21 protein-coding genes are annotated in these 26455 nt (G+C 46.5%); 7 read left to right on the top strand and 14 right to left on the bottom strand.

Translation table 11 applies throughout. From position 1 onward, the window contains the following. Positions 1-18: 18 nt before the first annotated feature. Positions 19-2034 (top strand): DUF3857 domain-containing protein, encoded by a 2016-nt coding sequence (locus HGH90_RS03920; RefSeq protein WP_169190439.1) that lies wholly within the window; start codon positions 19-21, stop codon positions 2032-2034. A 3-nt stretch (positions 2035-2037) separates the two neighbouring features. Next, on the top strand, positions 2038-3951 hold the full coding sequence (locus tag HGH90_RS03915) for a DUF3857 domain-containing protein (RefSeq protein ID WP_168763685.1): 1914 nt from the start codon (positions 2038-2040) through the stop codon (positions 3949-3951). Positions 3952-4068: 117 nt separating this feature from the next. On the opposite strand, the gene HGH90_RS03910 is transcribed toward HGH90_RS03915, so the two are convergent. Next, on the bottom strand, positions 4069-5349 hold the full coding sequence (locus HGH90_RS03910) for an OmpA family protein (RefSeq protein ID WP_169190438.1): 1281 nt from the start codon (positions 5347-5349) through the stop codon (positions 4069-4071). A gap of 383 nt (positions 5350-5732) precedes the next feature. On the opposite strand from HGH90_RS03910, the gene clpB reads away from it, so the two are divergent. Together clpB and HGH90_RS03900 are read left to right on the top strand one after the other, a co-directional pair. Beyond that, positions 5733-8333, top strand: coding sequence for an ATP-dependent chaperone ClpB (gene clpB, locus HGH90_RS03905; protein ID WP_169190437.1), 2601 nt, complete (start codon positions 5733-5735; stop codon positions 8331-8333). Between the two features lie 140 nt (positions 8334-8473). Next, positions 8474-8953, top strand: coding sequence for a nucleoside deaminase (locus tag HGH90_RS03900; RefSeq protein WP_168763682.1), 480 nt, complete (start codon positions 8474-8476; stop codon positions 8951-8953). A gap of 97 nt (positions 8954-9050) precedes the next feature. On the opposite strand, the gene HGH90_RS03895 is transcribed toward HGH90_RS03900, so the two are convergent. The 4 genes from HGH90_RS03895 to HGH90_RS03880 all read right to left on the bottom strand — a co-directional run bounded on the left by HGH90_RS03895 (position 9051) and on the right by HGH90_RS03880 (position 11758). Next, complete coding sequence (locus tag HGH90_RS03895; protein WP_169190436.1) at positions 9051-9410, bottom strand: anti-sigma factor family protein; 360 nt, start codon at positions 9408-9410, stop codon at positions 9051-9053. A 17-nt stretch (positions 9411-9427) separates the two neighbouring features. After that, positions 9428-10009 (bottom strand): RNA polymerase sigma factor, encoded by a 582-nt coding sequence (locus HGH90_RS03890; protein ID WP_168763680.1) that lies wholly within the window; start codon positions 10007-10009, stop codon positions 9428-9430. 74 nt (positions 10010-10083) lie between these two features. Further along, positions 10084-11196, bottom strand: a complete 1113-nt coding sequence (locus tag HGH90_RS03885; protein ID WP_168763679.1) for a zf-HC2 domain-containing protein — start codon at positions 11194-11196, stop codon at positions 10084-10086. Beyond that, positions 11186-11758, bottom strand: a complete 573-nt coding sequence (locus tag HGH90_RS03880) for an RNA polymerase sigma factor (RefSeq protein ID WP_168763678.1) — start codon at positions 11756-11758, stop codon at positions 11186-11188. The genes HGH90_RS03885 and HGH90_RS03880 overlap by 11 nt, the downstream gene beginning before the upstream one ends. A 92-nt stretch (positions 11759-11850) precedes the next feature. Here HGH90_RS03880 and HGH90_RS03875 point away from each other — a divergent pair, with 92 nt between their 5' ends. Beyond that, complete coding sequence (locus tag HGH90_RS03875) at positions 11851-12624, top strand: C40 family peptidase (protein ID WP_211092941.1); 774 nt, start codon at positions 11851-11853, stop codon at positions 12622-12624. Positions 12625-12748: 124 nt separating this feature from the next. Here HGH90_RS03875 and HGH90_RS03870 read toward each other — a convergent pair whose 3' ends face one another. From HGH90_RS03870 to purE, 4 genes are all read right to left on the bottom strand, one after another. Beyond that, on the bottom strand, positions 12749-13288 hold the full coding sequence (locus HGH90_RS03870) for an inorganic diphosphatase (protein ID WP_211092940.1): 540 nt from the start codon (positions 13286-13288) through the stop codon (positions 12749-12751). A 228-nt stretch (positions 13289-13516) separates the two neighbouring features. After that, positions 13517-13999, bottom strand: coding sequence for a DUF4878 domain-containing protein (locus tag HGH90_RS03865; RefSeq protein ID WP_168740392.1), 483 nt, complete (start codon positions 13997-13999; stop codon positions 13517-13519). Between the two features lie 259 nt (positions 14000-14258). Then, positions 14259-15215 carry a PhoH family protein gene (locus HGH90_RS03860; protein WP_168740393.1) on the bottom strand — a complete coding sequence of 319 codons (957 nt, stop codon included), beginning with the start codon at positions 15213-15215 and terminating at the stop codon, positions 14259-14261. A gap of 93 nt (positions 15216-15308) precedes the next feature. Then, positions 15309-15764 (bottom strand): 5-(carboxyamino)imidazole ribonucleotide mutase, encoded by a 456-nt coding sequence (gene purE / locus HGH90_RS03855; RefSeq protein WP_168763677.1) that lies wholly within the window; start codon positions 15762-15764, stop codon positions 15309-15311. Between the two features lie 260 nt (positions 15765-16024). Between purE and HGH90_RS03850 the strand changes: the two genes are divergently transcribed. Continuing rightward, a complete protein-coding gene (locus tag HGH90_RS03850) occupies positions 16025-18676 on the top strand; it encodes a PAS domain-containing sensor histidine kinase (RefSeq protein WP_169190435.1) in 2652 nt (883 codons plus the stop codon). Positions 18677-18685: 9 nt separating this feature from the next. Beyond that, on the top strand, positions 18686-19075 hold the full coding sequence (locus HGH90_RS03845; protein ID WP_168763675.1) for a response regulator: 390 nt from the start codon (positions 18686-18688) through the stop codon (positions 19073-19075). Here the strand turns inward: HGH90_RS03845 and rpe are convergent. The 5 genes from rpe to thrA all read right to left on the bottom strand — a co-directional run bounded on the left by rpe (position 19056) and on the right by thrA (position 25556). Next, positions 19056-19721, bottom strand: coding sequence for a ribulose-phosphate 3-epimerase (gene rpe / locus HGH90_RS03840; protein ID WP_168763674.1), 666 nt, complete (start codon positions 19719-19721; stop codon positions 19056-19058). The genes HGH90_RS03845 and rpe overlap by 20 nt on opposite strands. Positions 19722-19755: 34 nt before the next feature. After that, positions 19756-20769: a tetratricopeptide repeat protein gene (locus HGH90_RS03835; RefSeq protein ID WP_169190434.1), complete on the bottom strand. Its 1014-nt coding sequence runs from the start codon at positions 20767-20769 to the stop codon at positions 19756-19758. A gap of 24 nt (positions 20770-20793) precedes the next feature. Next, complete coding sequence (thrC, locus tag HGH90_RS03830; protein ID WP_169190433.1) at positions 20794-22089, bottom strand: threonine synthase; 1296 nt, start codon at positions 22087-22089, stop codon at positions 20794-20796. 21 nt (positions 22090-22110) lie between these two features. Beyond that, entirely contained in the window at positions 22111-23037 is a 927-nt protein-coding gene (locus HGH90_RS03825; RefSeq protein WP_168763671.1) for a homoserine kinase, read from the bottom strand. 74 nt (positions 23038-23111) lie between these two features. After that, a complete protein-coding gene (gene thrA / locus HGH90_RS03820; RefSeq protein ID WP_169190432.1) occupies positions 23112-25556 on the bottom strand; it encodes a bifunctional aspartate kinase/homoserine dehydrogenase I in 2445 nt (814 codons plus the stop codon). Positions 25557-26455: the final 899 nt, after the last annotated feature.

Here is a 26455-nt window from a genome sequence, read left to right as displayed (position 1 = left end):
CCTATGCCTTGTAACTGTATGCGTTATATCCCTTGTTTGCTTACCTGCGTGGTAAGCGGTTTGTTGTCCCTGAGTGCCCTGGCCCAGGAAAATGGAAAAATAAAATTCGGGAAAGTCTCCAAAGAAGAATTTACCGACAAAAGATTTGAGAAAGATACCGGCGCCCACGCGATCGTACTGTCGGAAATAGGATCTTCTGCCTTTGAAGCAGATGGCGGCGACTTGCGCCTGGTCTATAAAGTACACCGCCGCGTGAAAATCGTGGATAAAAATGGCTTCGACGTGGCCACGGTGAGAGTACCCCTCTACAAAGGAGATACCCGGGAAGAGAAACTCCTCAACCTCAAAGCCGCCGCCTATAACCTGGAAAACGGGGAAGTGGTGGAAACCCGGATGGATAGTAAAAACATCTTTAACGATAAGCAGGACAAATCCCTGCTGGTAAAGAAGTTTACACTGCCGGCTGTAAAGGAAGGTACAATCATAGAATATGCTTATACGGTGGCTTCTCCATTCTACCGTTACCTGCGCTCCTGGACTTTCCAGGGAGAATATCCCCGCCTCTGGAGCGAATATAGCGTAGCCATCCCGGAATATTTCGACTATATGCTCATTCCGCAGGGGTATGAGAAGTTTGCCATAGAAAAAAAAGACTACAGCAGGGTTACCTTTTCCTTCCGCACGGAGCGTAGCGGCGCAGCCGGTCCCTCCGACATGGTTACGGTAACACCGGGCGTAACCACCTACCACTGGGCCGTTAAAGAAATTCCGGCTATTCACCCCGAAAGCTTCATCACCACTGTCGATAACTATGTACGCAAAATAGAATTCCAGCTGTCGGCCTACAACTGGCCCAACGAAGCCCGGAAACCCGTACAGAGCTCCTGGGAAGAACTGATGAAAGACCTGATGAAAACGGAAGACCTGGGCGGCGTACTCAATAACAACAACGGCTTCCTTTCCGGCACGGTAGAAGACCTGGTGAAAGGTGCCAAAACGGACCAGGAAAAAGCACAACGGATTTATAACTGGGTACGTAATAATTATACCTGTACCGACCACAGTGCCCTGTGGATGGAGAAATCCCTGAAAACAGTGTTTTCCGGGAAGAGCGGTAACGTCGTGGAAGTAAACGTGCTGCTGACCGCCATGCTCCGCAAAGCCGGTCTGAAAGCAGATCCGGTGCTGCTCAGTACCCGCGACAACGGCTATGTGTACCAGTTTTATCCTTTGCTCACCCGCTTTAACTACATGGTAGTGCACTTAACTATCGGAGAAGAATCTCATGACCTGGATGCATCGGAACCCCTGATGGGCTTCGGAAAATTGCCGCCGGTATGCTATAACGGCGCCGCCAGAACCATCGACGAATTTGCCACCCCTGTGTTTTTAAATGCAGATTCCTTGCGGGAACAGAAATTTACATCGGTGTTGCTGGGAAAAATAGAAAATGGCGCGGTAGCCGGAACATTCATGCAAAGGCCCACCTACTTTGAATCGTATGACATCCGGGAACAGATAAAAGCCAAAGGCCGCGATGAGTATTTCAAAAAGATCGCAAAGTCCTATACCGGCGAAATTGAACTGACCAGCAAAGAAATTGAAGATATTGACAGCCTGGAATTACCCGTGATGACAAAATATGAGTTCAAAATGCAGGTAGGAGGAGATGATATTGTGTACATCAATCCATTGATGGGAGAAGCTTACAAATCGAATCCGTTCACCTCCATGGAACGCAAATTCCCCGTAGAAATGACCGGCGTTTCTGATGAAATCTATTCTTTCAATATGGACGTTCCCGATGGCTACGTGGTAGATGAATTGCCTAAATCTGCGATCGCCAACTTTAATGAAACGGAAGGCGTATTTCAATACATGGTCCAACAGGTAGAAGACCATATACAATTGCGTTGCCGCATCAAGCTGACGAAGGCTAACTTTATGCCCGAAGACTATAGCGGCCTGCGGGAATTCTACGACCTGATCGTAAAGAAGGAAGCAGAACAGATTGTATTAAAGAAGAAGAAATAACGTATGCATAACCTGTTAACAACCATCGCCGCAGTGTTGCTTGCTGTGGCTGCCCGGCCCGCATGGGCGGGCGATCCCGAATACCCGGTGAAAACCATTCCTGCCGCTCTGAAAGAGAATGCACACATCGTTAAGCGCCTGGAAGAAACGACCATCCGGATAAACGATCTCACGGATGTGCGTGTCAACCGGCACTACGTTATTACCGTGTTGGATGAAGCAGGCGCCAATTACGCCAAACTGGCCGTTTCCTACAGTAAGCTCAGCGAAATACTTGGTATCAGCGGTAGTCTCTATGATGCGGAAGGAAAACAGGTAAAACGCCTCAAACAAAGCGATATCAAAGACCTGAGCGCAGTAGATGATGGGAGCCTGATGACGGATGAGCGCATAAAAGTGCATCAATTCTATTATAACGTATACCCCTATACGATAGAATATGAAATCAGTGAACGCTCTTACAGCACCCTTTCGATTCCCACCTGGATACCACAATCAAATAGCGATTGTACAGTAGAACAAAGTACCCTGAAAGTAACGGCACCAGCCGATTTTACCCTGCGCTTCCGCAGCTATTTATACAACGGGGAACCAGTTATCACTACCAATAGGGATACCAAAACATACGCCTGGGAAATAAAACAGATCAAAGCGCTAAAACCAGAGTTAAATGCCGTGGAGTTTTACCGCCGTACACCTGCGGTATTCTTGGGCACTACTGATTTTGAATTGGATAAGTATAAGGGCAACTCAAATTCCTGGAAAGGACTGGGCACTTTTTTTTACCAGCTCAATGCCGGCCGGGATGTGTTACCTGATGCCGCCAAAGCAAAAGTGCATGAACTGACCGACGGACTGCATAGCCGGGAAGAAAAGATAAAAACACTCTACAAGTTTATGCAGCGCAACAACCGCTACATTAGCATACAGCTGGGAATAGGAGGGTGGCAAACTTTTGATGCGGCTTCGGTAGCTACTAAAGGCTACGGTGATTGTAAAGCATTATCCAACTACATGATGGCATTATTGAAAGAAGCAGGTATCAAATCCAATTGTGTATTCGCAAAGGCAGGCGAAAATGCACATACTATCCGTGAGGACTTTCCATCTTCCCAGTTCAACCACGCCATCCTGTGTGTGCCCGGTGAGAAGGACACCACCTGGCTGGAATGCACCGATCCCTATTTGCCTGCCGGCTACCTGGGAGGTTTTACAGACAACAGGCCCGTATTACTGCTGGATGAAAAAGATAGTAAACTAGTAAGAACACCTGTGTATGGCATGGATTGTAACCAACAAATCCGCCATATTAATGCTACCGTAGATTCCAGTGGAAACATGATGCTGAGCGCAATAAAAGTGACCAGTGGTCTCCAACAGGATGATTTACGCAATGCAATTCATCGCCTGAGCCGGGAAAAGCAACTGGAAATGTTGCGGAAAGGCTTGGGACTGTCGAGCTATGATATTGTAGATTATAATTATAAAGAGCTGGAAACTGCCACCCCGGCTATTGAGGAGATGATAAAGGTAAAAGGGAATAACTATGCCACGGTAACGGGTAAACGAATGTTTATCACTCCCAATATTTTCGCCCGCGATGGAATAAAGTTGGAACTTGATACAACCCGTCAATCGGATATCCGGTTGAATATGGCCTACCGCGACATTGATTCCGTAGAGATCATCCTCCCTGTAGGGTATAAGCCGGAATCAGTACCAACACCTGTAAGCCTGTCTTCAAAATTTGGGAACTATAGCGCCTCTGTCCTATTAAAAGGCAATACGGTAACTTATATACGAAAAATGGAACGGCAGTCGGGTACATTCCCTGCTGCAGAATACCCGGAGCTCGTGAAGTTTTATGGTGGTATTTACCGGGCAGATAGAAACCGGTTGGTATTGGTGAAAGAGTAGTAGAAAGCATAAAGCAGAAAGGAGAAAGCTATTGCGGAGAGGAACTTAGCGAGTATTTAAAATTCGCTTTAATCATTCTCCACAATAGCTTTCTCCTTTCTGCTTTCTGCTCAACATTTATTTTTCCCTCACGCTTACAGAAATATGTCTGTCTTTTTTCCGTTCTTCATCCGGCGCATCTGCGGCAGCTTTGGCAAATTGTGAACCATAGCCTTCTGCTCCCAACAGCTGGGCTTCATTGGCGTTTTGTTTCTTCAATGCCGTTAGCACAGATGTTGCCCGTTCTTTAGAAAGACGGAGATTGGCGGTACTATCGCCGGTACGGTCGGTATAACCGCCTATTTTGATTTTCGATTTCGGGAAGGCTTTCAGAATAGCGGCAATATTACCTACCTGCTTCATACTTTCTTCTGTTAATTCTGCACTACCGGTTTTGAAATTGAGGTTGTCGAAATCAAACCATACATCTTTGCCTGGCTTGCGGCTATCATCTTTCAGGAAGGCGACCAACTGGTCTTCTATACCTCCTTTGAACGCATCCAGTACGGTACCATCTGGTAGCGTGACTTTAATGCTTTCCCGGGTGGTAGCTGCCGCGGTCGGACTCGGTACGGTCATAGAAGCGGAATCTGCCAGCTGCCCGGTGCTGATACTATCGGTAGTAGTGGTACCTGTTTTATTGCCACCGCAACCCCGCATCAGGTACCACAGTAGTATGATGGCAATCAATATCAATAACAGCGACCATATCCAGCGATTACTGCTGTTGGCTTGTTTCAGGTTTACTGCACCGGCAGTGGTAGTGGCGGCGCTGCCAAGGCCGCTGGCAAGTCCCCCGAGCTTCTTTCCTAGCTCTCCAATGCTGCCCAGGCCCAGTATGCCGGCGATATTCAATCCTCCTGGTATAGCGCCCAGGATCTTATCTTTTTGAGTATCCAATAATGATAGAAATGAATTGGGCGTGAGATTGTTTTGTACCGCATATTGCCCCACGGTACCTAATGTGGCTGGCGCCGCTGATTGTAGTAACGTACCGGCCGATGATTCCTTTATCCCCGCAAAATTAGACACCATACTGATAATAGCATCAACTTTTTCACCGAATAAACTGCGCAGCAGGTCTGCCCCCTTGGCGAGTAAACCACCTGCACCACCCTGGATCGCACCGGCTACAGCGCCTGGATTGGCATCCCCGGCTACTCCTTTTACCATGTCCAGTAAACTGCCCGCATTACCCGATGATCCGGCCTTGTTTAACAGTCCGCTTAATACCACCGGCACAATTCCACTTAATGCTTTCTGAATACCTCCTTCACTCTCTCCAAGTTGTGAGGAAGCCTGACTAACTACATTGTTGTTGAAAATGTTCTTGGCGCTTTCCAGTAAATCGAAAGACATAATTGTAGGGTTTAATAATGAGGAATGTATTGCTTAGATTTGATACTTCTCTATGGGTATACCACTATGCCGTCACAGGAATTTTATAACAACAGAGTCGGCCGTGTTGTTTGATTCTGTCAGAATTAACCTGGCATATTACCGGGAATACCTGCTTTTCCTCAATTAATGAATTGATCTCTAACGCAGTACATCTCGCCCGCCCAAGCTTCAGATATACTGTGAACCTGAAAAAATAGCAGTCTCCTCCTTCTCTTTCTGCTAAAAATGCAGTAAAACTTTATTGTATATGTCATAATTTCCGGATATACAACATTGGATCAGGGTTTGTTGTTACCTAAACATGTTTGATGACATCAAAAAAAGGAGAAAAATAACTAGATATGAATTTGAATAATTTCACTATAAAATCGCAGGAAATACTGCAACAAGCACAGCAACTGGCCTTTAACAATCAGAACCAGTCCATCGAAACCGGGCATCTGCTGAAGGCTTTATTAAATGATGAAGATAGTCCTATTGAATATTTACTGAAGAAAAACGATGTGAATACGTCGTTTGTTACCAGTAAACTCAATGAGCAGATCAATAAATATCCCCGCATCGTAGGTGGAGAAGGTGGTCAAACCCTTAGCCGCGATGCTAACAACACAATACTCCGCGCCGGCGCTGCCATCAAGGAGTTTAAAGATGAGTTTGTAAGTGTGGAACACCTGCTGCTCGGCATTCTTGGTGGTAGCGACGATACTGCTAAATTGTTAAAAGACGCCGGACTAACCGAAAAAGGACTGAAAGCCGCTATCAAAGAGCTGCGCAAAGGCGATACGGTTAATTCACAGACGGGCGGTAATCAATATAATACCTTACAGAAATATGCGAAGAACCTCAATGAAATGGCCCGGGAAGGGAAACTCGATCCTGTAATTGGCCGTGATGAGGAAATCCGCAGAACATTACATATTCTTTCCCGCAGATCAAAAAATAATCCCATCCTGGTTGGGGAGCCTGGTGTAGGTAAAACCGCCATCGTAGAAGGCCTTGGACACAGGATCATTAACGGTGACGTACCGGAAAACCTGAAATCCAAAATCATCTATGCCCTCGATATGGGAGCCCTCATGGCCGGCGCTAAATACCGTGGTGAGTTTGAGGAAAGATTGAAAGGTGTGGTAAAAGAAGTAGCCGAAAGCAACGGGGAAATCATCCTTTTTATAGATGAGATTCACACCCTGATCGGCGCCGGTGCAATGGAAGGAGCCATGGATGCGGCTAATATCCTGAAACCAGCGCTGGCACGAGGGGAACTCCGCGCTATCGGTGCTACCACGCTCAATGAATACCAGAAATATTTTGAGAAAGATAAAGCGCTCGAACGCCGCTTTCAGAAAGTACTGGTAGACGAACCTTCTGTAGAAGATGCGATCTCCATCTTACGCGGACTGAAAGAAAAGTATGAAAGTCATCACCATGTGCTGATCAAAGACGAAGCTATTATTGCCGCCGTTGAATTATCACACCGCTATATTACCGACCGCTTTTTACCAGATAAGGCCATCGACCTGATTGATGAAAGCGCAGCAAAGCTCAGGCTGGAAATGAACTCCATGCCGGAAGAACTGGATGAGCTGGAAAGAAGGATCAGGCAACTGGAAATCGAAAGAGAAGCAATTAAGCGCGAAAACGATGAAGATAAACTGCGTGAACTAGGGGAAGAAATTGCCCGCCTCGGTGAAGAACGCAACACCTTCAAAGCTAAATGGCAAGCGGAAAAAGAAGTAGTAGACCAGATACAGAACGCCAAGTCAGCAATCGAAAACCTGAAGCTGGAAGCTGAACAGGCCGAACGCAACGGCGATTTTGGACGCGTAGCCGAAATCCGCTATGGTAAGGTGAAAGAAAAGGAAAAACTGGTAACCGACCTGACCGAAGAATTGAATAAAATATCTGCCAATCATAAACGTCTTCTTAAAGAGGAAGTAGATGCAGAGGATATCGCAGAAAATGTGGCAAAAGCAACTGGTATCCCCGTATCTAAAATGATGCAGAGTGAAAAAGATAAATTGTTGCACCTGGAAGAAGAGCTGCACCAACGGGTAGTAGGACAGGATGAAGCCATCATCGCAGTATCTGATGCTATTCGCCGCAGCCGTGCAGGATTACAGGACCCGCGCCGACCTATTGGCTCTTTTATCTTCCTGGGTACTACCGGTGTAGGTAAAACAGAATTGGCCAAGGCATTGGCAGAGTACCTGTTCGATGATGAAAACATGATGACCCGCATCGACATGAGCGAATACCAGGAAAAGCACTCTGTAAGCCGGCTGGTAGGAGCGCCTCCGGGATATGTTGGATATGATGAAGGTGGACAACTCACAGAAGCCGTGCGCCGTAAACCATATTCAGTGGTACTGCTCGATGAAATCGAAAAAGCACACCCGGATACCTTTAACATTTTGTTACAGGTACTGGACGATGGACGACTCACCGATAACAAGGGCAGGGTGGTGAATTTCAAAAATACGATCATCATCATGACCAGCAATATGGGTAGTCATATCATCCAGGAAAACTTTGAAAAGATTACGGATGCCAATAGGGAGGAAGTAGTAGATAAAACGAAGGAAGAAGTGATGTCATTGCTGAAACAAACCATCCGTCCGGAGTTCCTGAACAGGGTAGATGAAGTAATCATGTTCCAGCCTTTGATGAGAAATGAAATTAAAGGAATAATTAACATTCAGTTACAACAACTGAAGGACATGGTAGCAAAAAATGGCATGATATTGGAATTTTCTGATTATGCGCTCGAATACCTCTCTGTTCAAGGTTACGACCCGCAGTTTGGAGCAAGACCGCTGAAACGTCTCATTCAGAAAGAAATCATTAACCTGCTCAGTAAGAAAATTCTCGCAGGCGACATTGACAAATCGAAACCAGTGTTGATTGATGTGTTTGATGGCGTAGTAGTAATAAGAAACAAGTAATTCTAAATACGACGATACATAGTTAACGATAAGCCCCGCGATTCTTCGCGGGGCTTTTTTATGGTCTGTACTTATACCGCGTTGAGGCGGGTTTTATCAGTCGCTTTCAGTAAATTTGAAAGAATCAAAACTTAAACGATATGCCGGGAGAAAGAGAAAGAAGATTTATGCAGCATGCTATAGCGTTGTCCCGCAGGGGCATGGAAAATGGCGACGGCGGACCTTTTGGATCTATTGTTGTAAGAGGTGATGAGATAGTGGGAGAGGGATGGAACCAGGTGCTTTGTGATACTGATCCAACAGCGCATGCAGAAGTAGTCGCGATTCGTGCTGCCTGTAAAAAGCTGGGTACTTTCCAGTTACACGATTGTGAGATCTATACCTCCTGCGAGCCATGTCCTATGTGCCTGGGCGCCATTTACTGGGCGCGCCCGCAACGGGTATATTATGCCAATACCAAGGAAGATGCCGCTGCGATCGATTTTGATGATTCATTCATTTACCGGGAAATAAATGTGCCGCATACCGATAAAAAGATTCCGCTGATTGCTATGCCGGAAGCCGCTGCCCTGGATGTATTCAGCGACTGGAAAGAGAAAGGGGATAAGACATTATATTAAATCAGAAGGCATAATGCTAAAAGCTATTGACGCGAATGACCAGTGCAACTAATATCTGTAAGGTATTCGCTTCAATAGCTTTTAGCTCCTATTAATATTAGCTCCTGTTAACAGTAGAAAAATGATAGGCCCAGAAAAGTGCCAGTAATAAGAAAAGTATACAGAGGATAATAACGGCCAGGTATATATAATTTTCAGATTTTCTCCGGGAGCGGTAACGGGTACGTAGTTTTTTCAACAGCTCCCATTTCATCTGTCGGATCCACCCGGGGATCTTTTCCTTATCTTTTATAGCTTCCAGCCCTTCCAGTGCATCGCTGCAAAGCTCACAATCAGACAGGTGCATTTCTACTTCATGTTGTTCTTCAGCCGTCAGCTTACCCTGCACATAGTCCAGTAGCTGCTGTTGTGAAAGACAGCGTGTTGTTGAAAAGATATCGTTGAAATGCTCGTTCATATCACTATGGATGCAAATTAACTTTTATTTGCGCGTTGTTGTTTTTCCAGTAAAAGTTTCAGGTTTCGCTTGCCATTTTGAATATAGCTTTTCACCTGTAGTAAACTATACCCCGTTTGATCAGCTATTTCCTGGTAAGATTTCTTCTCCAGATAAAATAGCCGCACACAGTCCCGTTGCTCAGGACTCAACTGGTTCATGGCCTGTTCCATATTTTCCAGCAGCAAATCCTTTTCCTGGTATACCCGCTTATCTTCCTGTTCCGCTGCGATGCCTCCCATATGCTTGTCGGAAATTTCTTCCTTGTATTTCATATGTTTTTGCCGCAGCTGCATCAGGCAGTAGTTTTTGGTTACCTGGTGTATCCAGGCCCTGAAATATTGTATCTCATGTTTATGGATGTCGGACAACATCTTGAGAAAGATTTGTTGCACGGCATCCCGTGCATCTTCTTCATTCTTCAGGTACTTCATGCATATACCCAGCAGTAGCAGGGCATAGCGATCAAACAGCACACCGATCCAATCACTGTTGTTGTCAGCTTTGAACCGCTGTAATAGCTCCTGGTCTGTTAGTTGTTGTATGGCTGGATTATTCACAGGCTAATAAATGGAATGCTGCATACTAGATGCAGCATTCACAAAAATCCATATTATTTTTTGATATAAAAAGTTTACATGCTATCCAGCGCTTGCTTGGCGGCGTCTTTCATGCTGCCGTCCATGCGTATCACTTCACGGAACATGCGGCGGGCTTTGCCCATTTGTCCTTTGCTGCGATAGCAGATAGCGAGTTGATAGCGGGCCAGTTCCACGTATTTGCCGGAACTGACAGATTCCAGTCTGCGGTACCTGTCGATTGCTTCGCCCAGGTTACCTTGTTGCTGGTATACCATGGCGGCTTTATAAAGGTATTCGTCACTGTTGATGGGGGAGGCGGCGGCTGATTCTTTTTTAGCCGGTTCTGGCGCCTTTTGTTCCTTGGCTACCTGGGCAGGCTTATTATCTGGTTTTGCTGGCGTCTTGGTGTCATCGTCTTTGGCTTTATCATCTTTATTTGCCTTATCCGCTGCGGCTTTACGGATGGAATCCTGCTTTTGCTTCAGCAGGTTAGCCTGCTGTGCTTTGCGGATACTGTCTGCCGCAGCTTTATGTTGCGCAGCTTTCAGAGCGGCTGCTTTCTTCAACGCCGCAGAATCTACAGGCTTCGCGGCTGCCGCCAGGATTGGTTTTGCCGGTGGTGTGGCTGGTGCCGTATGGGAGGCTTCCGGTGCTGGTGCTGGCGCAGTAGTATGATTTACGGGCGTTACTACCGGCGGATTACCGGTGGCGGCAGTAGCAGCGGCACTATCCCTGGCGGGCACACTGGCCATTACATGCATGGGTGGCGGCTGGTTCCGGATATGGCCACGCATTACATATACGCTGCCTATACCGAGCCCGATAAAAGCAACGATCCAGAAGTACGCCAGCATATGCTCTTTATTCCTTTCCTTGCGGGTATACTGGGCTATCTTCTGCGTGTGGGAAACAGGCTGAATGCTGCTATGTACATAGCGTTGCAGCTTATTGGTCAGGTCCTGGTATCTTTCTGTACTTTCTTCCTTTTCCAATGCCTGTAAGGCATCAAAGCACAGGTCGCAATCTGTGAGATGCTGCTCTACCAGGTGTTTTTCTACATCTGTCAACCGGCCTTCCAGGTAACGTGGCAGCTGATCCCTGCTGAGGCAACGGATCGTAGAAAAAATCTTTAGTACTTTATCATTATTCGGTTTACTACTTAACATATCCATTCATAAATAGCTTGGCAAGTTTTCCTTTGGCGGCTTTCAGCTGTGTTCTCAGTTTTTCCCTGGAGATACCGGTGGTAGCGGAAAGGTCGGCAAAAGGTTTATTTTCAAGATAGAATTGCGTGATGAGTGCCCGGTCGTCGGCGTTAAGTCGCTGTAAAGCCTGTTCCAGCCGTACTATCAGGTCCTGCCGGTCGATAATATTAGTAGCGGCTTTATCTACAGTATTTTCGATATGGAGTAAATCTCTGCCATCGCGTGATGGGTAGAAGGGCGTATTTTTCTCTGGTTTACTAAGATACCCTTTCTGTATATGTAAAATCCATTCGTTTACCTTGTAGATCGTCTGGGTTTTAAGACTGGCACTTAATCTTTGGAGAAGGGAAGGAAAGACTACGTTAGGGTCCAGGTTGGATTGCTGACTTAAATGAGGAAGGGTAACCGCAACCAGCAGATGGCTGTACCTATCCATCAATACGCCTTCTGCCTCGCGGTCATGTTGTTTTCTGGCGCGGGATATTAACTCTTTGTCCGATAAATTGGTTAACTGTTGTTGCATAAACTTATTACTTTATATTTACGTACAAAAGCGGAAAAAGTTCATTCAGCGCATAATATTATTGAATAACAAAACGGATTTATACAATTAATATGCCATACGCCATTGTAACTGTGCCAGTTGCGCCATTGCGGGGAACGGCCTCACACAGAAGTGAAATGATTTCCCAGCTGTTATGGGGCGCTGCTGTATCTGTTATTGATACAGCTCCAGATGGCTGGGTACAAGTAAAAAATCAATACGACGGATATATGGGGTGGGTCACCGCCGCCCACCTGGAAACCATTGACGAAGCGCTTTTCCTGGAACCGGCTACCAGGTATCTGCCGGGTTGGGTAAATCGCGTAACGATGAACGGGCTGCCAATGCAGGTGCCTTTCGGTTGCCTGGTGAAAGGACACGGCGACACAGCCGTTCAATGGGGTTCTATTACCGTAGGATTCGAAGATAAACCAGTTTCGCTAAATAACAACAATTCTGTAGATGTTGCCGCACTTAAAGCAGCTGCGGAACAGTTTTTAAATACCGGCTACCTCTGGGGAGGCACCAGCGTGTTTGGCGTGGATTGTTCCGGCTTTACACAAAACGTGTTTAAACTCTCAGGTATCTCCCTGCTCCGGGATGCATATCAACAGGCCGGACAGGGGCAATTAGTGGGATTCCTGCAAGAGGCGCACCTGGGCGACCTGGCCTTTTTTGATAATGAAGAGGGACGCATCACGCATGTGGGCATCCTCCTCAACGACCATGAAATCATCCACTCTTCCGGTAAAGTACGCATCGATGACATCGATAACGAAGGGATCATTAACCGGGATACAGGCCTTCGTACACACCGGCTGCGGATTATAAAACGATTCTTTTAAGAACGAAAAGCATAAAGCCGAAAGCAAAAAGCTATTGAGGCGAATAATCGATGCGATTTTAATATTCGCAAAGGTCATTCGCCTCAATAGCTTTTTGCTTTCGGCTTTGAGCCTTCAGCTCTTATCAGCTCTGTTTGAAAATCTTACGGTAATCTTCGAAGCTCTTTACAATAATTTCTTCTGCTTTTGCTTTGTTCTGGAATTCTTCTACCACCACGGTTTTCTTTTCCAGTTTTTTATACTCCTCGAAGAAATGACGCATTTCATCAATGAAGTGAGGAGGTAACTCGGAAATATCGTTAATATGGTTTACACTCATATCATTGGCAGCTACTGCGATGATTTTGTCATCTGCTTCACCACCATCTATCATCTGCATCACACCAATTACTTTGGCTTCAATGATGCACATAGGTACGCATTCTATTTGAGAGAGCACCAGGATATCCAGTGGATCGTGGTCATCGCAATAAGATTGTGGAATAAATCCGTAGTTGGCAGGGTAGTATACAGATGAATACAGTACGCGGTCCAGTTTTAGTAAACCGCTTTCTTTATCCAGTTCATATTTGGCACGGCATCCCTTTGGAATCTCTATAATGGCATTTACAATGTTAGGCACTTCAGAACCGGGATTCACACTGTGCCAGGGATTTGTCATCATAATAATCTACTTTACTTTAAGGTTTATTGTTCAATATTGGATTAATGCTGAAAAGTGAATAAAACACTCACCTCACTTTTCATGAAGATATGGTCAAAAGGTTCCGTTAAGTAAAAACAGGAAATAAGCCACACATTCAATCATTAATGCGTGGCAAAATTAAGGTAACTGGCTGTTAATAGCTAAAAATTATCCTCCTTTTGTACAAAAAGCCAAAGGGGGAGAAAATTATTTAGTTTCAGGCAGTATAGCGCCGGCGGAAGATGCGGTATCAGCCGGCAGTACAGTGGTGGAGTCAAATGTGTTGCCAGTTTGTGGCGCGTAATTAGGAATGATGCTGTCGAAGGTCAGGGAAATTTTCCACTGTCCGTTTTCCTTCACCATTTGTAGCACTTCTTTCTGGTGGGCAGATGAATTCAGGATGGTGACAGCCGCTTTGTCGCCATTCTCTTCTATATTCACCACTTCTATCTTCGCATTTTTAATTTTCTCTCTTTCTGCACCACTGCGGCGGCCATCGAAAATAGCATAGATCTGTATTACCTGTTGGGATTCTTTGGTGGCATAATCCCTTGCCTGGTCGTAGTTCGAATCCTGAATGGCATGCATAAAGGCCAGCGCTACCTCTTCTGGGGTAGCCCTCTTCTTACAACTGCCCAGCAGGAAGGTTGTAGTCAATGCCAGTGTCATGATTCGAAAAAAATTGGTCATGCGGTCGATAATTATAATATATCACAACAAAAATAGGGGTAAACTTCAATTCTGCAAAGTCTTACGACTACAGCTACGCTTATTCACAGGCTCCCGGACTGAATTTTCCCTCAACGTAAAAACAGGTGAACTTACGGTAAACGCCGTTAACAAAGAGTTAATATTTGATAATCCGGCTATTTTGCCAGGTACAGATTCGGCTGCCGGGAGCTGCCCGGAAGCGTAACAGGCCTCACAAAATAGCCGGTAATAAATCGGTTTATTTGTCCTTGTTAGCGTCGTATGCCTTGATGATTGCTTTTACCAGGCGATGTCTTACCACATCTTCTTCATCAAGTTCCACATGCCCTATCCCTTCAATGTTACGAAGGATTCGGGTGGCTCTTTCCAGACCGGATTGCTGATTTTTAGGTAAATCTATCTGGGTAAGGTCACCAGTGATGATGGCCTGTGCAGAAGCGCCAATACGGGTTAGAAACATCTTGATCTGTAAATCAGTGGCGTTTTGTGCCTCATCCAGGATAATAAAGGAATTATCCAGGGTACGGCCGCGCATATACGCCAGCGGGGCAATTTCAATAACACGGTTGGTCATATAATAACTCAGCTTTTCAGCCGGGATCATATCGTCCAGCGCATCATACAGCGGACGCAGATAAGGATCAATTTTTTCTTTCAGATCTCCCGGCAGGAAGCCCAGGCTTTCACCGGCTTCCACGGCAGGACGTGTCAGAATAATCTTTTTAACCGCTTTGTTTTTCAATGCGCGTACCGCTAATGCCACTGCCGTATAGGTTTTACCAGTACCAGCCGGACCTATCGCGAAAATAATGTCATTCTTTTCCGCCATAGCCACCATCTTCTTCTGGTTAGATGTACGCGCCCTTACTGTACGACCGTTAGGACCAAACACCAATACCTCATTGGGGTTACGCTCACTGAAATTATCGATTCTCGTGCCCTCCTCATCTCCTAGTATCTGCTCAAAATAGTTCTCCGTAAGATTACCATTCCGTTCCAGGTACTTCACAATCTGACTGATTTTTTCCTCCGCTGTAGCCACTTCTTCCGGTGCCCCACTCAATTTTAACTGGGTGCCCCTGGATAGGATCTTCAGCAATGGGAATTTCTTTTTCAGCAGATCGAGCTTTCCGTTGTTAACGCCGAAAAACTCAATGGGATTAATACTGTCTAAATTGATAATGGATTCAGTCAATGATTCTATGATTTAATTGTCCAGGAAATCGCTGTTCGTATCGAATATATTTAAATCTTGTATAACCTGGAGGACGCAATTGTTAAGCTATCACTAAATTCTGTACCCATTCTGCTTGAAGGACTCCACTTTAGCGGCAATATCCTTATTACCTAAAGCAAGAATGCGGGCGGCCAGGATAGCTGCGTTACGGGCACCTGCTTTACCTACTGCCAGCGTACCAACGGGTAAACCCGCAGGCATTTGCACGATAGAATACAACGCATCAACACCACCAGGTAAACCGCCATCCAGAGGAACTCCCAGAACAGGCAGCGAAGTGTAAGCAGATACCACTCCCGGTAAGGCTGCTGCCATGCCCGCTGCGGCAATAATTACGCCAAATCCCTTCTCCTGTGCGGTTATACACAATTCTCTTACTTTATCCGGATTCCGATGTGCTGAAGCTACGATCATCTCGTTCCCGATGCCAAAATATTGAAGGTGCTTCTGCGATTCTTCCATCACTGGCTTGTCACTCTCAGAACCCATGATAATCAAAACTTTCATCTCTTGATATTTAAGTAAAAATGTTAATGTAATAAGTTGTCCCAAAGATATTGATCGTTTAACAATTTGAAAAAACTGAAAATCCACAGCTAGTGGATAAATGATGTACTTGATGCGCGCTTCCCCTTGTTAATAGCGATTTTATAAGGAATTGACCTTTCCGGAACATTTTATTACTTTTACCTGTGCAATAGTGTTTTTTATTATATTATGTCTACTTTCGGCATTCGGGACACAACGATCTTAGTCACTGCTATCATATGAATGTAGTTATGCTGGAACAGCATTACCGGCACTTGCAACATCTTGAATCCGCCATTAATGCCTGTGCACTCTCTGTTACAATCAACACTGTGGGAACAGTGACTGCGGTAAATACGCAGGTGGTAACGGCATTACAACAACCAGCGGAAGCATTGGTTGGGCAGCCCGCTATCAGCATACTTCCGCCTGCCGATCCCCGGCAATGGCAACGCATCTGGACATCCCTGCTCGCTGGTCAGCCTGTACAGGAACAAATCTGCTTCCTGAAACCAGACCAACAACCACTCTGGCTCGAAGCCGGTATCAGCCCTTTCATGCAGGAAGACGGTACTATGGCCCATTGTATACTCATCGGCATGGACATCACCGCCCGCAAACTCGCTGAAATCAAACGGGCACAGAATGAACCCTACTATAGCCAGGTACTTGAAAATCTTCCACTCGGCCTCCAGCAGTTTTCTCCCGAAGGGAATAGCCTCGACCTCAATACCCGCCAGCGGGAAATATGGGGAGAAACACACGCCTTCTTCACCAAACCCGGCTACAACTGGCTGGAAGATCCATTCTACCGCCTCAATGGCCTCGTGGGAATGTTTGATGAAGTCCGTAAAACCGGCAAAACACTCAAACGGGAAGTGCTCCTCAGCTATCGCGAAAAAACCAACGAAAACATTACCAGGCTATACCCGGTATACTTTGAAGCCACCATCTTCCCACTCACCGATCCACAGCGGAATATGGTCAATATCTTCCTCATACTGGACGATATCACGGAAAAAAAGCTCTCGGAACTCAGCCTCCAAAAAAGCGAAAGACTCCTCGATAATATCATCGAAAACCTGCCCATAGGGTATATACAGTTTGATAACTTCGGCTTTATACGCCGCATTAATCAAACCCAGCGGCAGTTCTTCCAATCGCCACATCCCACTATGATGCGCCAGCCCTTCAATGTCATGAACGATAGCCTGGCCACCATGTTCGAATTGGATAAACTCTTCCTCCAGGCCCTGGAAGAAAATAAGTCCCTGCGCGTGGAAAAACGCATCGACTTCTCACAGGACAAACGCTGGACCACGGTAGGACGCGAAGTATACTTCGACCTCACCGTGTTCCCGGTGATTGAACCCGTAGATAAAGAAATGATCGTAGTAGCCCTGGTCAACGATATTACCGATAAAAAAATACAGGAGCTGGAAAACCGGAAAAACCAGGAATTCCTGCAACAAACCGGCAGTATCGGCAAAATAGGCGGCTGGGAACTGGACTTGGAAAGTAAACAAGTGCGGTGGACCGACCAGTCGTATTACATCCACGACTGTACCCCCGGCTCCCCGGTCGACTACGAAAGCGCCCTGGCGTTTTATACCCCCGAAGCCCGCGAAAGCCTGGAAATACTGGTCCATCAGTGCATGACCACCGGCAAGCCCTTCGATGCCCAACTCTCTATTATTTCGGCCCGCCAACAGCTGAAAAGAGTGCGCTCTATCGGTCAACCGGGATATGTAGACGGGAAACTGGTACGTATGTACGGGGTAGTACAGGACATTACCGAACAGGTGGAAATAAAGGACGCACTCTCCCGCAATACGGAACTGATGCGGCTTTTCTTTGATACCATTGATATGGGATACGCCGCTATGGAAAGAAACGGTAATCTCAACTTCCTCAACCGCAAGGCAGAAAAGATGATTGGCCACCCGGTAGCCATTGGCAGCAATATCTTCGAAGAGTTTCCCCGGCTCAGTGGTACCGTTTTCTATGCCCGGCTCCGGGAATGTATACAACAGCAAACCTCCCAGTCCTTTGGCATCTATTTCCCGGTAGTCGACAAATGGTACGATTTCCTGCTCACACCCATGCAGGACGGCGGTATTTCCGTATTTATGCGCGATATTACCGACAGCAGGAAATTACAGAAAGAACTGAGAAAAGCCAACGACCAGTTATCGAATCTCAATAAAAACCTGGTTAACCAGAATAAGCAGCTGGAAGATTTTGCCCATATTACCTCTCATAACCTGCGGGCGCCCATTGCCAATCTTAAGGCGCTGATGCAAATGCACAATGAAGCCATTGCGCAGCAGGAGCGGGATCTGTACCTGGGCATGGTGCATGAAGTCATCAAAAAAATTGATGAAACCCTCAACGACCTGGTGGAAGTAGTACAGATACGTAAAGACGTAAATGTGGAAAAGGAAAAACTACTCTTTGCCGAGCGCTTACAAAAAGTAAGGGATGTGTTGCTGGTAGATATTGAAACCAGCCATATTCAAATTACCTTTGACTTTGATGAAGAGCCAATGATAGAATATCCCAAGGTATACCTGGACAGTATCCTGCAGAATTTTATCACCAACGCGATCCGCTATCGTTCCTCAGAACGTACGCCAGCAGTACATTTGAAAACCTGGAAGGAGAACGACAACATCGTACTGAGCGTACAGGACAACGGGGTGGGCATAGATATGGAACGTTTTGGCAACAAACTTTTTGGGTTCAGAAAAACATTCCATAAAAATAAAGATGCAAAGGGAATAGGCCTGTTCATTACCAAAACCCAGGTAGAGGCGATGGGTGGTAGTATACGGGCTGAAAGTCATCCTGGCGAGGGAACAAAATTTATTATTACATTTAGATCCGAATAAACCCCCTTTATGAAGTTGATCGATACGATTTTTATTGTAGATGATGACCCGATTCACCAGCAGATTGCTAAAATCATGATCGAACGTCAGGCTATCAGTAACCACATCCGCGTATTTTCAGATGCACAGGATGTCCTGGACTATCTCCGTACCAACGCTGGCAGTCCCGAAGCCTTACCAGATCTTATTTTGCTCGACCTCAACATGCCGGTGATGGATGGTTGGGAGTTCCTGGAAGAGTATGCCGGGTTCTGTACAGAACTCCCCAAGAACATCAGAATCTTTGTATTAACCTCATCCATTGATGAGAAGGACAAGGAACGGGTGAGCGGCTACAGCTTTGTAACTGGCTATCTCACCAAACCTTTATCCAAGGAAATTATTGCGCACTTGTCTTAAGGAGATGAATCATTTTTTCGGGATCGGCAGCGGAAAAAACCGCACTGCCTGCCACTAATACATTGGCGCCCGCCTGGATTAACTGCCCCGCATTTTCGGGTCCTATGCCTCCATCCACTTCTATCAACGCCTGGGCATGATTATCTGTAATCAGTTTCCGCAGTTGCCTGATTTTATGATAAGTCTGCTCTATAAAGGTTTGACCACCAAAACCAGGGTTTACACTCATCACCAGTACCACATCAATATCACGAATCACATTTTCCAATAGTTCAATAGGTGTATGCGGATTCAGTGCTACACCGGCTTTCATACCCAGGCCCTTGATTTGCTGGATATTCCGGTGCAGGTGTATACAGGCTTCATAGTGCACTGTTAAAATATCGGCGCCCGCTTTTTTGAAATCTGCCGCATACTTCTCCGGCTCTTCTATCATCAGGTGTACATCACAGGGTTTATTAGCCTTTTGCCGGATCTGGGCAATCACCGGCAGACCATAACTGATATTCGGTACAAACCGGCCATCCATCACATCGAGATGAAACCAATCGGCCTCACTGCGATTAACCATGTCCACTTCTTTTCCCAACTCCAGGAAATTCGCTGCCAGTAAAGAAGGCGCCACTAAAACAGGATGTTTTTCCAAATGCAATATTTTTGAGTCATGTAAATGTAAGCAATTAAGGCTTCAGTCTCTGTAAGGCCTCTCTGGCTTCTTTGAAATCTTTTTTGAAGGAAACAGCTTTGGCATAATCATCTGCGGCCATGGCTTTATTGCCTTGCTGTTCCTGGCTTTCGGCCCGGTAGTAATATGCCCAGGCGTCTGTAGGCGCTGCTTTGGCGGCCAGGTTAAAATAAGTATAAGCCTGTTTCCAGTCCTGCTTACCCCGGTAAATTTTACCGATAGCCAGGTAGGCCGGCTCAAACCCCGGATCTGCTACAATGCATTGGCGATAGGTGGCCAACGCGTGCTCCGGATTATTAAGATAAGTTTCTTGTACTTGTCCGGCTTCATATAAGGGCTGGGCATTGGTAGTATCCATCCGCCAGGCCTGTTGATAATAGTCAACGGCATGGGGTGCCGTCTTGGCGCGCAATAAATCACCCAGTTCCATCACGGCTTCAAACTCTGCCTGGTTGCCGGCTGCCTGTATGGCAGTGGTCAGGTGCTGAATAGCTGCAGCTGTATCGTGCCGGTCTTCTGCCATCCTCGCTTTCAGGTAAAAGGCTTTATCGCGTGCATCTTTGCTTTGTGCCAGCACTCCGGCAATACTATCGGCCTGACCATACTGTTTATTTTCAATCATCGCAGTGGCCAGGCGGTATTGCAGGTACGTATAGCCGGGAGCGATAGCCAGTGCTTTTTGGAAATTGCCGGCTGCCTTGGCATAGTTGTTCATTACCAGGGCCGCTTCGCCAGCACCGGCCCAGTAATCTGTATTGGAAGGCTGCAGGGAAGCTGCTTTCTCAAAATCAACCTGCGCCAACTCCGGATTGGTATTAAACAACAGCAGGGCACGGCGGTAATACAGGGCATCATTTTCCGGAAACCGTTGAATGGAATCTGTGACAGGGCGGATAATATCACTATATAAAGCCGAATCAGCAGCGTTGGCACCAGCTGCATGACGGGTGCCGGACTCATGACAGCCTACGGCACCCACGAACAACAGGAGGATAGGTAAATACTTCATATTGGCGCCAAAACTACAGAATCATTACCGCATTAACCAGTTTTTAAGTGTAGCATAATCCGCCGGTAATAAGGTAGCTTCTTTTTCCTTGCTGTATAACGACATCACCTTGGCGGGCGTATATATTTCTTCCCGGATAGACTTAGGTGCCGTATCCTCAAACTTCACCGGGTGGGCTGTTTCCAGGAAAACGCCGGTTAGCTCCGGCGAATTTTGCAGGTAGCGTTGTAAACCCATAAAGCCTACAGCCCCATGAGGGTCCAGCATATAGTGATGTTCTTTCCACACCTGTTCCATAGTGCGGATGGTGTCTTTATCATTAAAGCTATAGGCGGTAAATCGCTCTGCTAGTTGGGGAAGACTGTTGCCGAATAACTGTAGGATCCGTACGAAATTACTGGGGTCGGCCACATCCATCGCATTGGAGAGGGTAGGCGTAGCGGTACCAGGCTCGTATTTGCCGCTGGCCATGAAACGGGGCACCGTGTCATTAATGTTGGTAGCGGCCACAAAATGTGAAATAGGCAACCCTATGGCGGCAGCCATCATACCGGCGCATATATTGCCGAAGTTGCCGCTGGGTACAGAAAATACCAAGCGAGGATGGGCCGCTTTCATTTGTTTGTAAGCCAGGAAATAATAAAACATCTGCGGCAGCCAGCGGGCCACGTTGATGGAATTGGCGCTGGTCAACGGCCGGTAGGCCTGTAGCTCTGCATCCAGGAACGCTGTTTTTACCAGTTGCTGGCAGTCGTCGAAGGTGCCGGCAATTTCCAGTGCATGTATATTATGCCCTAATGTAGTAAGCTGCTTTTCCTGTAAGGTACTCACCTTTTTAGAGGGATACAGGATCACTACCTCTACGCCAGGTACCTGGTAGAAGCCATGGGCCACGGCGCCGCCGGTATCGCCGGAAGTGGCCACCAGTACGGTAACCGGCTGTGTGGCATTACGGCGGAAATAGCCCAGGCAGCCGGCCATAAACCGGGCGCCTACATCTTTAAAAGCAAGCGTAGGGCCGTGAAACAGCTCCAGTGCATACGTATGACCGGTTACTTTTTGTACCGGGAAGGGAAAATGTAAGGTGTCTGCTACGATCTTTTTTAATGCTGCTTCGGGTATTTCATCTCCAACAAATGGGCGGATGACGTTAAGTCCGATTTCATGATCCGTATAATCTTGCAGGTGACTAATAAAATCTTTGTCTAAACTAGGAATTTGATCCGGGAAGTAAAGTCCCCTGTCTGGTGCTAACCCTTGTACAACTGCTGTCTCGAAATTTACCTGGTGCTGCTTGTTTTGTAAGCTGAAATACTGCATGAATAAAACGTTGTTAAGAGGTTAGTCAATCACTTTTACACCTGCGGTGTTGATTTGGGATACATAGATTTTATAATCTACTCCCAGTGGTGCGTAAACGCTATCCATGGTGGCCGCTACTTTGCGGGCATTCTCTTCGCCTTTGCTCAGCATGAAAACAGATGGGCCGGAACCGGAGATCCCTCCACCCAGTGCGCCGGCTTCTTTGCATTTTAATTTCAGCTCATGAAATGCCGGGATCAGGATGGCCCGTACCGGCTCTACAATCACATCTTCCAGCGAACGGCTGATCAGCTCATAATCGTCCTGGTAAAGACCGGCTACCAGCGCGGCCACATTACCCCACTGGCGGATGGCATCCGTCATCAGTACTTTTTGTTTCAGTATCTCCCTTGCATCCGATGTTTTTACTTCGATCTGGGGGTGTATAACGGTCACCCATAAATGTTCCGGTGTACGTAAGCCGGTAATATCGAGTGGGCGGTAGCTTCTTACCAGAGTAAAGCCGCCCAGGATGGCCGGTGCTACGTTATCCGCGTGAGCAGAGCCACAAGCCAGCCTTTCGCCTTCCATGGCAAAACGCACCAGTTGTTTTTTGGTAAAAGGCTCTCCCAGCAGGTGATTTACGCCTACTACAGCGCCCGCACTGCTGGCGGCGCTGGAACCAATACCGCTGCCCGGATGTATCTTTTTAAAGATCTCTATTTCAATACCAATATCAGGTCGCTCATATTTCTGTAATAAGGCCTGAACAGCCACCCCGGCCACATTCCTGGAAGCTTCCAGGGGCAGGTCGGCGCCATGGATGGCGGTAATACGGATACCGGGTTCACTGCTCCTGCGGAGAATCATCTCGTCTCCCGGTGCATCCAGGGCCAGCCCTATTACATCAAATCCACAGGCAACATTAGCCACAGTTCCCGGCGCAAATACTTTGATACTATCCATAAACCGTATTAGTTAGTTTAATTTAAGAATTGATTTTTACGTTTGCAACAATCCGCAAAGTCTTCATATAAAATTTATAATCTGGCACTGCGGATAATATCTGCAAATATGCCCGAGGCGGTAACATCAGCGCCTGCACCGGCCCCCTTTACAATCAGCGGCTGGTCTTTATAGCGGCTGGTACTATACAGTACGATGTTATCCTTGCCTTCCAGTTTATAAAACGGGTGATCCACGCCTACGCTTTGCAGGCCTACGGATGCTTTACCATCTTCATAACGGGCTACAAATTTCAAACGCTTGCCCTCAGCGGCAGCGGTTTCCCGCAGTCCCTGGAAATGACCGGCATGTACATCCAGTGTTTCATAAAAGTCTGCTACCGACGGCGCATCCAGGCAGGCATCGGGGAGGAAGGAGTAGTTGGTGATTTCATCCATCTCAATGGCGGCGCCACTTTCCCGCGCCAGGATCAATATTTTTCTCATTACATCTTTCCCGCTCAGGTCTATCCGCGGATCTGGTTCGGTATATCCTTCATCCTGCGCGGCTTTTACTACCTGCCGGAAGCTGGAGCCATTCACAAAATGATTGAATACAAAGTTCAGGCTGCCGGATAATACGGCTTCTATGCTATGTACTTTATCACCGCTCCTGATCAGGTCATTCAGTGTGTTGATCACTGGTAAACCGGCGCCCACATTAGTTTCAAACAGGAACGAAGCATTGTATTTCCGGGCCAGGTCTTTCAATTTCTTGTAGTAGGCATAGTCGGAAGAACAGGCAATCTTATTACAGGTAACCACGGAAATACCATGTTGCAGGAATTCGTGGTATACGGCGGCAATATCGGCGCTGGCAGTATTATCCACAAATACGCTGTTGCGCAGGTTCAGTGTTTTGATCTGTTGTACAAAATCAGTGGTGCTCAAATGTGCTCCGCCGGCCAGCTGGTTACGCCAGTCATCGAGTACAATGCCGGTTTCGGCTACCAGGGTATGTTGGCTGTTGGCCAGCCCGATCACCCTTACCTGCAAGCCCAGCTCGTTGCGCAGGTAATGTTCCTGCTGTTGCAGTTGTTCCAGCAGTTTGCTGCCCACGTTGCCAACGCCTGCTATAAAGAGGTTGATCTGTTTGAGCGGTGTTTCAAAGAATGTTTCATGCATTACGTTCAGCGCTTTCCTGATATCTGCTTTGTTGATGACGGCAGAAATATTTTTTTCAGTAGATCCCTGTGCAATGGCCCTTACGTTGATACCATTCCTGCCAAGGGTGCCGAAAAGCTTGCCGCTGGTGCCATGGTGATTTTTCATGTTATCGCCTACTACGGCTACAATGCAGAGATCTTTTTCTACCTGCAGCGGTTCTATACGTTTCTCCAGTATCTCCTGTCCGAACTCACTGTCTACGGCAGTTTTGGCTTTCAGCATATCTGCTTCATGAATACCTACGGTGATGGAGTGCTCCGAGGAACTCTGGGTAATCAGTATCACGTTGATGCGTTCCCGTAGCAGGGATTCAAACAGGCGTTTGGAAAATCCGGGGATGCCCACCATGCCGCTACCTTCCAGGGTCAGCAGAGCAATATGTTGAATACCGGAGATACCGGTAACGGGTAAACTCCGTTCTTCGGTGTCCTGTATCAGGGTGCCATGATCTTCAGGAGCAAAAGTATTTTTGATCCAGATGGGAATACGTTTACTCATGACCGGTTGAATGGTGGGAGGGTAGATGACTTTGGCGCCGAAGTGCGACAACTCCATGGCTTCTACATAAGAGATATGTGAGATAGGAATGGCCTGTGATACCATGCGGGGATCAGCGGTCATCATGCCGCTTACATCTGTCCATATATCCAATACAGAGGCATTTACGGCAGCTGCTACAATGGAAGCGGTGTAGTCGGAGCCGCCCCGGCCCAGCGTAGTGGTTTCGCCATCTGCTGTAGCGGCTACAAAGCCCGGAAGCACTACATAGTCGCTGGTATTCTGTGCAAAGAACTGTGCAATATTATGATTGGTGGTAACAAAGTTAACGGTAGCATGACCGAATTGCTGATCGGTAACAATCAGTTCGCGGCTGTCTTTACAGCTGGCGGAAAATCCCTGTTGCTTCAGCTTTTCTGCTACGATCACGCAGGACATCAATTCGCCATAACTCATGATTTTGTCGAGGGTGCGGGGACTTAGTTCCGCTACCTGGAAGATGCCATCACAGAGGTTTTCCAGGGCATTGAGTTTTTTCTTCAGCTGGCTGATCTGGCTGCTTTGTGCGGTGATGGGAAACAGTTCACGAATGGTATCCAGATGCCTGGCTTCAATTTCCTGTAACACTTCTTTGTAAGCTTCCTGGCCTTTTTCAGCCAGTTGACCACAGCGTATAAGCTTGTCCGTAATTCCTCCCAGTGCTGATACAACAATGGCATACTGTCCTGCAGGTTTATATTGTTTGAGGATGTGACAAACCTGTTCTATTGCTTTGGCGCTTCCTACTGAAGTGCCGCCGAATTTTAATACTTGCATATGGAAAATTTATACGTAGATAACTCCGGGTCCTCCCGGTTAGGTACCACCTGCTGTGGTCATTGGATCATATGTGAAAATTAACCCCGTACTGGGGTTGTAATAATGGTAGACGTGGTCGCCATAGTGCCCGTAACCACCTGCCGGGAGGCAGCAGTTGTTCTAAAGGATTGATATGTATAAAACGGTATCACTATTGAAATATGACGATTGTGTAACAAAAGTCCGCAATTACACTGGTAAATAAAAGCGCAGTGAGCATTTTTAGAAATGTTTCAAAAAAAGATCATTTGGTTTGTTTTTGTTTGTTATAAAGCTTTTTTTAATGATATTTTTTCAAAGAAAGAACGATTGTTTGATGTTTTTGCTATTTCGTTATTTTCAATAAATATTGAATCCATGACAATTTAATGACTGTTGTGTTTATTATTATTAAGTTTTGTTATTCAGGTAACCGGATCGTCAGATACCTTTATTTATCTACCATCTTCAGAACATCTTTTGGCGATTATTAAATTATATCCTTACCTTAGTAACCTAAACAATCGCCACTTGTCCATTTCGCTGAAATATACAAGCAACAGTCAGTCAAATTATTACTTCCTCATGGCAACACTTGCCATGGATTCGGCTTTGGCATAACCTTTCCCAACGGCCTCTAACGGCCATTCTTCGTATTTATATATTGTAACTTTGTAATAGTATTCTGTTGCTATTCCTGCGTGTGTACAACTGCTTACCAGTTCACATTTACAGGTATCCGGCAACCCGCTACGCAAATAATTTTATATACCGGCAACCGGGGAATCATACACCCATTCAATTATTAATTATACACCAGAACAATCATCGTACACCAGAACAATCATCGTACACCAGCACAATCTTTTCAACTTACC

It is taken from the genome of Chitinophaga sp. Ak27 (genome assembly GCF_012726295.1).
Classification (GTDB): Bacteria; Bacteroidota; Bacteroidia; order Chitinophagales; family Chitinophagaceae; genus Chitinophaga.
Note: the sequence above shows the minus strand (reverse complement) of the source record. Positions and strands in the feature narration are given on the sequence as shown.

What these genes read in the sequence shown, in the direction of transcription:
- HGH90_RS03825 (WP_168763671.1), bottom strand. Translation starts at nt 23,037, where the DNA reads ATGGATAGTATCAAAGTATTTGCGCCGGGAACTGTGGCTAATGTTGCC.
- HGH90_RS03915 (WP_168763685.1), top strand. Translation starts at nt 2,038, where the DNA reads ATGCATAACCTGTTAACAACCATCGCCGCAGTGTTGCTTGCTGTGGCT.
- HGH90_RS03835 (WP_169190434.1), bottom strand. Translation starts at nt 20,769, where the DNA reads ATGAAGTATTTACCTATCCTCCTGTTGTTCGTGGGTGCCGTAGGCTGT.
- HGH90_RS03920 (WP_169190439.1), top strand. Translation starts at nt 19, where the DNA reads ATGCGTTATATCCCTTGTTTGCTTACCTGCGTGGTAAGCGGTTTGTTG.
- clpB (WP_169190437.1), top strand. Translation starts at nt 5,733, where the DNA reads ATGAATTTGAATAATTTCACTATAAAATCGCAGGAAATACTGCAACAA.
- HGH90_RS03850 (WP_169190435.1), top strand. Translation starts at nt 16,025, where the DNA reads ATGAATGTAGTTATGCTGGAACAGCATTACCGGCACTTGCAACATCTT.
- HGH90_RS03900 (WP_168763682.1), top strand. Translation starts at nt 8,474, where the DNA reads ATGCCGGGAGAAAGAGAAAGAAGATTTATGCAGCATGCTATAGCGTTG.
- HGH90_RS03880 (WP_168763678.1), bottom strand. Translation starts at nt 11,758, where the DNA reads ATGCAACAACAGTTAACCAATTTATCGGACAAAGAGTTAATATCCCGC.
- HGH90_RS03895 (WP_169190436.1), bottom strand. Translation starts at nt 9,410, where the DNA reads ATGAACGAGCATTTCAACGATATCTTTTCAACAACACGCTGTCTTTCA.
- HGH90_RS03845 (WP_168763675.1), top strand. Translation starts at nt 18,686, where the DNA reads ATGAAGTTGATCGATACGATTTTTATTGTAGATGATGACCCGATTCAC.
- thrA (WP_169190432.1), bottom strand. Translation starts at nt 25,556, where the DNA reads ATGCAAGTATTAAAATTCGGCGGCACTTCAGTAGGAAGCGCCAAAGCA.
- purE (WP_168763677.1), bottom strand. Translation starts at nt 15,764, where the DNA reads ATGAAAGTTTTGATTATCATGGGTTCTGAGAGTGACAAGCCAGTGATG.
- HGH90_RS03875 (WP_211092941.1), top strand. Translation starts at nt 11,851, where the DNA reads ATGCCATACGCCATTGTAACTGTGCCAGTTGCGCCATTGCGGGGAACG.
- HGH90_RS03865 (WP_168740392.1), bottom strand. Translation starts at nt 13,999, where the DNA reads ATGACCAATTTTTTTCGAATCATGACACTGGCATTGACTACAACCTTC.
- HGH90_RS03885 (WP_168763679.1), bottom strand. Translation starts at nt 11,196, where the DNA reads ATGTTAAGTAGTAAACCGAATAATGATAAAGTACTAAAGATTTTTTCT.
- HGH90_RS03870 (WP_211092940.1), bottom strand. Translation starts at nt 13,288, where the DNA reads ATGATGACAAATCCCTGGCACAGTGTGAATCCCGGTTCTGAAGTGCCT.
- HGH90_RS03910 (WP_169190438.1), bottom strand. Translation starts at nt 5,349, where the DNA reads ATGTCTTTCGATTTACTGGAAAGCGCCAAGAACATTTTCAACAACAAT.
- thrC (WP_169190433.1), bottom strand. Translation starts at nt 22,089, where the DNA reads ATGCAGTATTTCAGCTTACAAAACAAGCAGCACCAGGTAAATTTCGAG.